Below are 7,410 nucleotides of genomic sequence, written 5' to 3'. Positions count from 1 at the left end.
CGCCACCCACCCATCCAGTGCCGAGGCTGCCGGCCAGCACGCCGACCGCCAGCGAGGCGGCGAGGGCGCCCCATTGGGGCCACGACACGCGGCGCCGCAGGCTTGCACGATCCTCCGGCGCCGTCGCGTCGCGTGCGGCGCGCGCTGCGCCCAGATCGAGAACCCGGGCCGCAGCCGGCGGCTGCAGGCGTTCGGGTACCGGTTCGTCGAGGGTCCCTGCAAAAGCGGCAAAGACGTCCTGGCGCAAGGCCTGGTGGCGTGCAACGGCCGCCGCCACGGCGGGATCGTCGCGCATCGCCTGGGCGATGGCGGCGCGTTGTGCCGGGTCGAGTTCGCCGTCGGCATAGGCCATCAGGGTGTCGTCGTCGTAATTCATGCGCGTGCTTTCGTGTGGTCGGACAGGATCTGCTGCAAGGCGTCACGGGCCCTGGCCAGGCGGCTGGTAAGGGTGCCCACGGGAATCTCGAGCACCTCGGCGGCTTCCTTGTAACCCAGGCCGTCCACCAGCACCAGGCCGACCACCAGCCGGTGCTCTTCGGACAGCAGGCTCACCGCCTTCTGGATCGCCAGGCGCTGCTGGTGCGCCTGCGCGAAGTCGTCGCCGACCTGCTCGCCCGCTTCTTCGGGAGCGAACAGCTCGTCGCGCCGGGCACGGCTGCGTACCTCGTCGATCCAGGCGTTCTTGATGATGCGGAACAACCAGCTGTCGAGGCGTGTTCCCGGCGTGTACTGCTCGCTGCGGCCGAGCGCGCGCTCCATCGCGATCTGGACCAGGTCGTCCGCGTCTTCGCGATGGTAGGCGAGCGAACGCGCGAAACGGCGCATCCGCGGCAGCAGGGCGGCAATCTCGCTGGCTAGCATGGTCGGCGGTCTTTCAAGGATAACGTGCGGCGCAGGGATTTTATTCCATCGTCGATTCGTTCATACATATCTCAGGTGCAATCCTCAGTTGCAATCATATATGATCCTCGCATGAAATCAGGTCGCCTCTTGCTCGTTTGCATGCTGCTTGCCGCCGCCTCGCCGGCCCGTGCCCAGCTCGGTTTGCCGTCGCTGCCTTCCGTGTCCTTGCCCGAGCGTATCGGTCCGCTCGGGACCGGGGAGCTGCGGCGGCCGCTCGAGCGCCTGCTGGACCGGGCGCCGCTGCCTGAGCTGGAACGCCTGCGCATCGACCGGCTCGCCGGCCTGCTGGCGCGCCATCCGGAGCGCCTGGCACAGGATCCCTACGGGAACGTCATCGTGCGCGGCGAGCTCCTGGCCTGGTCGCCGGGCCCGGCCGGCATGCAGGCCGCCGCCGACGCCGGCCTGTCCGTCGTGCGGGAAGAGGCGTATCCGGACCTGGGCCAGCGCCTGGTGGTGTTCCGGGCACAGCTAGCGAGCGGGCCGTCCGTGGCCAGCCTGCTGGAGGCGCTGCGATCGGCCGATCCGGAGGGTGTCTACGACTTCAACCACCTGTTCAGCGGCAGCGGAGCGCAGCCCGGGGACGGCGCCGGCCGCGCGTCCGGACCGGGTGCGGGCGCTGCGGTGCGCGTCGGCCTGGTGGACAGCGGCGTCGACCGTTCCCACGTCGTGTTCGACAAGGTCGAGGTCCGCCAGTGGGGATGCGGCGGCGCGCAGCATCCGGCGCCGCACGGGACGGCCGTGGCCGCGCTGATGGTCGGCCGTTCTCCCCATTTCAGCGGCGCGGCGCCCGGCGCCAGCCTGTACGCGGCGGACGTCTACTGCGACGAACCGGCCGGCGGATCGGTCGACCGGATCATGGGCGCGCTCGGCTGGCTGGCGCGCGAACGGGTCGGCGTGGTGAACATCAGCCTGGTCGGTCCGCGCAATGCGGCGCTGGAGCGCGCGGTAGAGGCACTGGTGGGACGTGGACACCTGCTGGTGGCGGCGGTCGGCAACGACGGCCCGGCGGCGGCGCCGCTGTACCCGGCCAGCTATCCGGGGGTGGTCGGCGTGAGCGGTGTCGACCGGCGCGGCCAGCCCTTGCCCGAGGCCGGGCGCGGGCCGCAGGTCATGTTCGCAGCCCCGGCGAATCACATGGTCAGCGCGGTACCCGGCAGTCCGCCCTACCGGCAGGTGCGGGGCACCTCGTATGCCGCGCCCATCGTGGCGGGGCTTCTGGCGCGCGACCTGCCGCGTCCCGACCCCGAGGCAGCCCGGCGTGCGCTGGCCGCATTGGTACGTGAAGCGAAAGGCAGGGATGGCAGCATCAGCAATGCGACCGGTCATGGTGTGGTCGGAACCGAGGTCCGTATCGACCCCGCGCGCCTGCGCTGAACTTTTTTTTGCGTTGATGGAATAAATCGCCACGCGGCATCGTTTTCCTTGTATCGGCAGCGAAATCAGTCGCGCCACTCACAAGGAGAACACCATGAAAGCCAAGAAGATCGTCCAGCACATCGTCATCGCCCTGTCCCTGGGTGTCGCAGCATCCTCCCATGCCCAGTTGCTGGGTGGTGGGTCCCTTGGCGGCTCGGTTGGCGGCATGATCGGAGGGGGCATGGGCCGGATGGGCGGCATCGACGCGTCAAGCATGGTGCGCGGCGCCGGCCGCCTGGATGCCGATATCGCACGCCCGACAAGGAGCATGGCCGGCCAGGCCGTCGAGCGCGTGCGGGAAGCACGCCCGCAGCCGGAAGCGCCAGGCGCCGGCCGCGGACTCGGCGGCGTGAACGGCGCCCTGGCGGGCACGGTGTCGGGCGATGGCGCCGCGACTGGTGAACTCGGTGCTGGCCAGGCCGCCGGCGGCTTGCGCGGCGCCGCGGATGTGGCCGCCGACAGGGTGGCACAACTGCGTTCCGCTGGCCGGGACGCCACAGGCAGCGGCAGCGCGGGCCTACACAGCGGCGTGCAGGCAGCAGGCGAAGGTGTACGTGGCGGCGGCCCGGGCGCAAGGTCCATGCTGGCAGCTGCGACGGGATCGGTGTCGGGCGCCGGCGCGCTGTCGCAGCCTGCCGGTGCCGGGGCGCAGGGCGGTAGCAGCGCGTCCGCTTCGGGCAAAGACGCCGCAAACCTAGGCCTGGATGCATCCGGCGCAGGGAGCATGGCCGGCAGTGCAGGCCGTGCGGTGCGTGCAGGCTCGGACGCCGATTCCGGCAGCGCCGGGAAGTCCACCCCGGCTAAAGGCGGCGCTGCGGCCTCCCTCTCGCTGAGCGCGAACGCCTCGGCCCGGGGCCGCGCGAACGGCGCAAACTAGGTCCTACAGGATCGGGGTGCCGCCCGTCACCGCGATGCGTGCCCCGGAGATGTAGCTGGCCTGGCTGGAAGCCAGCAGCACGTAGACCGGCGCCACTTCGGCCGGCTGGCCGGGCCGCTTCATCGGCACCTGCTGGCCGAAGCTTTCGACCTGGTCGGGCGGCATGGTGGCGGGAATGAGCGGCGTCCAGATCGGACCCGGCGCCACCGAGTTCACGCGGATGCCTTTCTCGGCCAGCAACTGGGCCAGGCCGGCAGTGAAATTGGCGATGGCGCCCTTGGTGGCGGCATAGGCCAGCAGGGTCGGTTTCGGGTTGTCCGAATTGATCGAGGTGGTGTTGATGATCGATGAGCCCGGCTGCATGTGCCGCACCGCCGCCTTGCAGATGTGAAACATCGCGGTGATGTTGACCTTGAAGGTGTACTCCCATTCGTCGTCAGGGATCTCTTCCAGCGAGTCGTGAGTCATCTGGAAGGCGGCGTTGTTGACCAGCACGTCGATGCGCCCGAATTCCTGCACCGCCTTGTCGACGATCGCGCGGCAGTGGCTCGGGTCGGCCAGGTCGCCCGGCGCCAGCACCGCCTTGCGGCCGGCTTCCTCGACCAGGCGCGCGGTCTCCTGCGCATCCTCGTGTTCGTTCAGGTAAGCAATCAGGACATCCGCTCCCTCGCGCGCGAAGGCCAGGGCGACGGCGCGGCCGATGCCGCTGTCGCCGCCGGTGATGAGGGCGGCCTTGTCCTTCAGCTTGCCGGAGCCCTGGTAGCTCGACTCGCCGTGGTCGGCCTTCGGCGTGAGTTGCGCCTCGGTTCCCGGCGCTTCCTGCTGCTGTGCTGGCTGTTGCGTCTGGTTCATCGCGTTTCCCTTCGCTCAGTGATTGAGGAGGCGCGGGCGCGCGGAAGCTGCGCCCGGCGTGTCTTCGTTGGCGGCCGGCTTTTCCTCGCCCCGCAGGTCGCGCGCCTCGGGCGCTTCCTGCAGCAGGACGTGCCTGGGACGCGGCGCGGTCGAGATGCCGAGGTCGTCGAACATTTGCATGGCGTCGAGGTTGATGGCCTGCTGGGTGTCCATGTAGAGGGTGTAGTCGGCGTCGAGCATGGTGTAGACAATCTCGTACTCGATCCAGTTCTGGTCGAGGGTCTTGAGGTGGGCGCGGTCGAAACGCACTTTCTCGCGCTTGCCGATGATCTCGCGCAGCATGTCCGGCACGCGGGCCGCCAGCTCGCGCGGCGTCGCGGGACTCGCCCGCAGCGCGAACACGATCCGGCGCGTGCTCATCCGGCGGTAGTTGTACACTGTGTTGCGCAGCAATTCGGCGTTCGCAATGATGATCTGTTCTCCGCCGAGGGCGCGCACGCGTGTCGTCTTCAGCCCGACATGCTCGACGGTACCGCTGAATCCGTTCACGGTAATGAAGTCGCCCACCTCGAAGGGCTTGTCCACCGCGATCGACATCGAAGCGAACAGGTCGCCCAGGATGTTCTGTACCGCCAGCGCGATGGCGACGCCGCCGATACCGAGGCTGGCGACGAAGGTGGTGACGTTGATGCCCAGGTTGGACAGCATGGCCAGCACGAACACCACCCAGACCGTGGTCTGCAGCAGCCAGATCACGACCGTGTGGGCGACCGTGACCTGGTCGTCGGCCGCGCCGCGTCCGTGGCTCAGGAAATAGCGGCGCGCGCCGATCTTGACGGCGCGGTGCAGGAAGGCGGCGATCTGGATCCCGAGCGTGAAGAACCACAGGTGGCCCAGGCGCGTGTTCCAGGGTTCGGGCAGGTCCAGCACCGACAGGCCGATCAGGATCGAGGTGGCGACGATGGCGAACACGCCGGTGCGGGCCAGGGTCTTGCCCAGTACCTGGGCGATGGTGCGGTGCTGGTGCTCCTCGCTCAGCTGGCCGAGCCGGCGGCGGAACAGGATCAGGGCGCCGTGCATCAGCGCGTAGCTGGCGACGCTGGCGGCGACGGCGAACAGGGCGTTCGGCAGGGTGATGTTCAGGGATGCGAAGAAATGTGGAATATCGTTCAAACCGGACTCCTTATCGGGAGGGCCGGCGCTGGCCGCGCGTGCCGGAATGGGCGGGGAAGGGCATGCGGCAGCGGCGCACGGCTGGCAGCGCGCCGCGCGACCGGCCAGCCAGGGCCAGGCGCAGGCGCGCCGGAAGGGCGCCGTGAAGCCGGCGCGGGCAGGGAGCGTGCGCCTTGCCCGCGCCGTGGAATCAGTGACGCTTCAGGTGCTCGCGCACGGCTTCGGCGCTCGGGCCGACCTGTTTCACCGCGCGTTCGAGCTCTTCCTTGCTCACGCCGAGCGCTTCGGTCCAGTGGCGCACTTCCCATTCCTCGTTGACGTTGATGCGGGCGCGGTCCTGTGCGCCACGGTTCTGCAGGTTGTCGGACATGATGGCCTCCTTGTTCACTTTGCTCGCTGCCAGAGTGCCAGCCACAACCGATGCGTTCCGTACGCTGTTTCACCTTGCGCGCCATTCTCGACCCGGCATCGACCCGCGGGCCGTGCCAATGGCAACTTTTTGAGGTACGCTTGCCATATCGATAGCAATCGCACCACAAGGAGGAGACCTGCATGTCCGCACCCTACGAAACCGCCCAGCCCGAACGCAGCGCCGTCGACGCCATGCCCGGCACCGTGATGCTCGATTTCGGCGCCAACTGGTGCGGCTACTGCCGCGCCGCCGAGCCCCTGATCGACGAGGCCCTGACGGGCAGCCAGGGTGTGCGCCACGTGAAGGTGGAGGACGGGCCCGGCCGCCCGCTGGGGCGCTCGTTCCGCATCAAGCTGTGGCCGACCGTGGTCGTGCTCAAGGATGGGCAAGAGGTGGCGCGCGTGGTGCGTCCGGTGTCCGCCGACGAAGTCCGCGTCGCACTGGCCCAGGCCGGTGCCGCATGAGCGAGGCTGCCGCCGCCCCTGCCAACAAGCCGCGCACGGTCCTGTTCGCGAGCCTGATCGGCACCACCATCGAGTTCTACGACTTTTACATCTACGCCACCGCCGCGGTGCTGGTCTTCCCGCGCCTGTTCTTCCCGGCCGCCGACCCGGCCGCGGCGACCCTGCAGTCGCTGGCCACCTTCGCCATCGCCTTCTTCGCCCGGCCGGTGGGTTCGGCCGTCTTCGGCCACTTCGGCGACCGCATCGGCCGCAAGGCGACCCTGGTGGCGGCGCTGCTCACCATGGGCATTTCCACCGTGCTGATCGGCCTGCTGCCCACCTATGATTCGATAGGCACGCTGGCGCCGCTGCTGCTGGCCCTGTGCCGCTTCGGCCAGGGCCTGGGCCTGGGCGGCGAGTGGGGCGGGGCGGTGTTGCTGGCGACCGAGAATGCGCCGCCGGGAAAACGCGCCTGGTACGGCATGTTCCCGCAGCTGGGGGCGCCGATCGGCTTCTTCCTGTCGGGCGGCACCTTCCTGCTGCTGGGCACCCTGATGGCGGACGAGGAATTCTTCCGCTGGGGCTGGCGGATTCCCTTCCTGGCCAGCGCGCTGCTGGTGCTGGTCGGCCTGTACGTGCGCTTGAAAATCACCGAGACCCCGGATTTCCAGAAGGTGCTGGATCGTAACGAGCGGGTCAAGGTGCCGGCGCTGGCGGTGCTCAAGGACCATACCCGCGCGCTGGTGCTGGGCACCGTCGTCGCGCTGGCGACCTTCGTGGTGTTCTACCTGATGACGGTGTTCGCGCTGAGCTGGGGCACGACCAGGCTGGGCTTCTCGCGCCAGGCCTTCCTCACCATGCAGCTGGTCGCGGTGGTGTTCTTCGCCCTGACGATCCCGCCATCGGCACTGCTGGCCGACCGCCACGGACGGCGCATGGCGATGATCCTGGTGAGCGCGGCGATCGCCGTGTTCGGGCTGCTGTTCGGGCCCCTGTTCGGTTCCGGCAGCCTGGTCGCGGTGGGCGCCTTCATGGTGCTCGGCATGTGCCTGATCGGCTTTACCTACGGGCCGCTCGGCACCTTGCTGGCCGAGCTGTTCCCGGCCGAGGTGCGCTACACCGGGGCCTCGCTGACCTTCAATTTCGCCGGCATCCTGGGCGCTTCGCTGGCGCCCTACATCGCCACCTGGCTCGCCACCAACTACGGGCTGGCCTGGGTCGGCTATTACCTGACGGCAGCGGCACTGCTGAGCTTGTTTGCCCTGCTGGCGGTCGGGGACGGGTACACCGGGGCCGCGCCGCGGCCGGCGTCCCGCTGAATGAGGAAGGGCCCC

General features: G+C 69.2%; 9 protein-coding genes. 4 read left to right on the top strand and 5 right to left on the bottom strand.

All coding sequences use genetic code 11. The features are described 5' to 3' along the window. Positions 1-376: anti-sigma factor family protein (locus B2R83_RS19730; protein WP_414674450.1), on the bottom strand; the 376-nt coding region annotated here is incomplete at its 3' end. Next, a complete protein-coding gene (locus B2R83_RS19725; RefSeq protein ID WP_292044281.1) occupies positions 373-861 on the bottom strand; it encodes an RNA polymerase sigma factor in 489 nt (162 codons plus the stop codon). The genes B2R83_RS19730 and B2R83_RS19725, both read right to left, overlap by 4 nt. A 111-nt stretch (positions 862-972) precedes the next feature. On the opposite strand from B2R83_RS19725, the gene B2R83_RS19720 reads away from it, so the two are divergent. Then, the gene (locus tag B2R83_RS19720) at positions 973-2,277 is read left to right on the top strand and encodes a S8 family serine peptidase (RefSeq protein WP_292044280.1); all 1,305 of its coding nucleotides are present in this window, start codon (positions 973-975) and stop codon (positions 2,275-2,277) included. Positions 2,278-2,371: 94 nt separating this feature from the next. Beyond that, positions 2,372-3,196, top strand: a complete 825-nt coding sequence (locus tag B2R83_RS19715) for a hypothetical protein (RefSeq protein ID WP_292044279.1) — start codon at positions 2,372-2,374, stop codon at positions 3,194-3,196. A gap of 3 nt (positions 3,197-3,199) precedes the next feature. Here the strand turns inward: B2R83_RS19715 and B2R83_RS19710 are convergent, their stop codons facing one another. The 3 genes from B2R83_RS19710 to B2R83_RS19700 form a co-directional block, all read right to left on the bottom strand. Continuing rightward, entirely contained in the window at positions 3,200-4,048 is an 849-nt protein-coding gene (locus B2R83_RS19710; RefSeq protein ID WP_292044278.1) for an SDR family oxidoreductase, read from the bottom strand. A 15-nt stretch (positions 4,049-4,063) separates the two neighbouring features. Then, positions 4,064-5,221 carry a mechanosensitive ion channel family protein gene (locus B2R83_RS19705; protein WP_292044277.1) on the bottom strand — a complete coding sequence of 386 codons (1,158 nt, stop codon included), beginning with the start codon at positions 5,219-5,221 and terminating at the stop codon, positions 4,064-4,066. 190 nt (positions 5,222-5,411) lie between these two features. Next, positions 5,412-5,591, bottom strand: a complete 180-nt coding sequence (locus tag B2R83_RS19700) for a DUF3606 domain-containing protein (RefSeq protein WP_027864044.1) — start codon at positions 5,589-5,591, stop codon at positions 5,412-5,414. Between the two features lie 182 nt (positions 5,592-5,773). Here B2R83_RS19700 and B2R83_RS19695 point away from each other — a divergent pair, with 182 nt between their 5' ends. Continuing rightward, the gene (locus B2R83_RS19695; RefSeq protein ID WP_285376230.1) at positions 5,774-6,097 is read left to right on the top strand and encodes a thioredoxin family protein; all 324 of its coding nucleotides are present in this window, start codon (positions 5,774-5,776) and stop codon (positions 6,095-6,097) included. Further along, on the top strand, positions 6,094-7,395 hold the full coding sequence (locus B2R83_RS19690; protein ID WP_292044276.1) for an MFS transporter: 1,302 nt from the start codon (positions 6,094-6,096) through the stop codon (positions 7,393-7,395). The genes B2R83_RS19695 and B2R83_RS19690 overlap by 4 nt, the downstream gene beginning before the upstream one ends. Positions 7,396-7,410 lie beyond the last annotated feature (15 nt).

The sequence above is a fragment of the Massilia sp. UBA6681 genome, assembly GCF_002454935.1.
GTDB lineage: Bacteria > Pseudomonadota > Gammaproteobacteria > Burkholderiales > Burkholderiaceae_D > Telluria > Telluria varians.
Note: the sequence above shows the minus strand (reverse complement) of the source record. Positions and strands in the feature narration are given on the sequence as shown.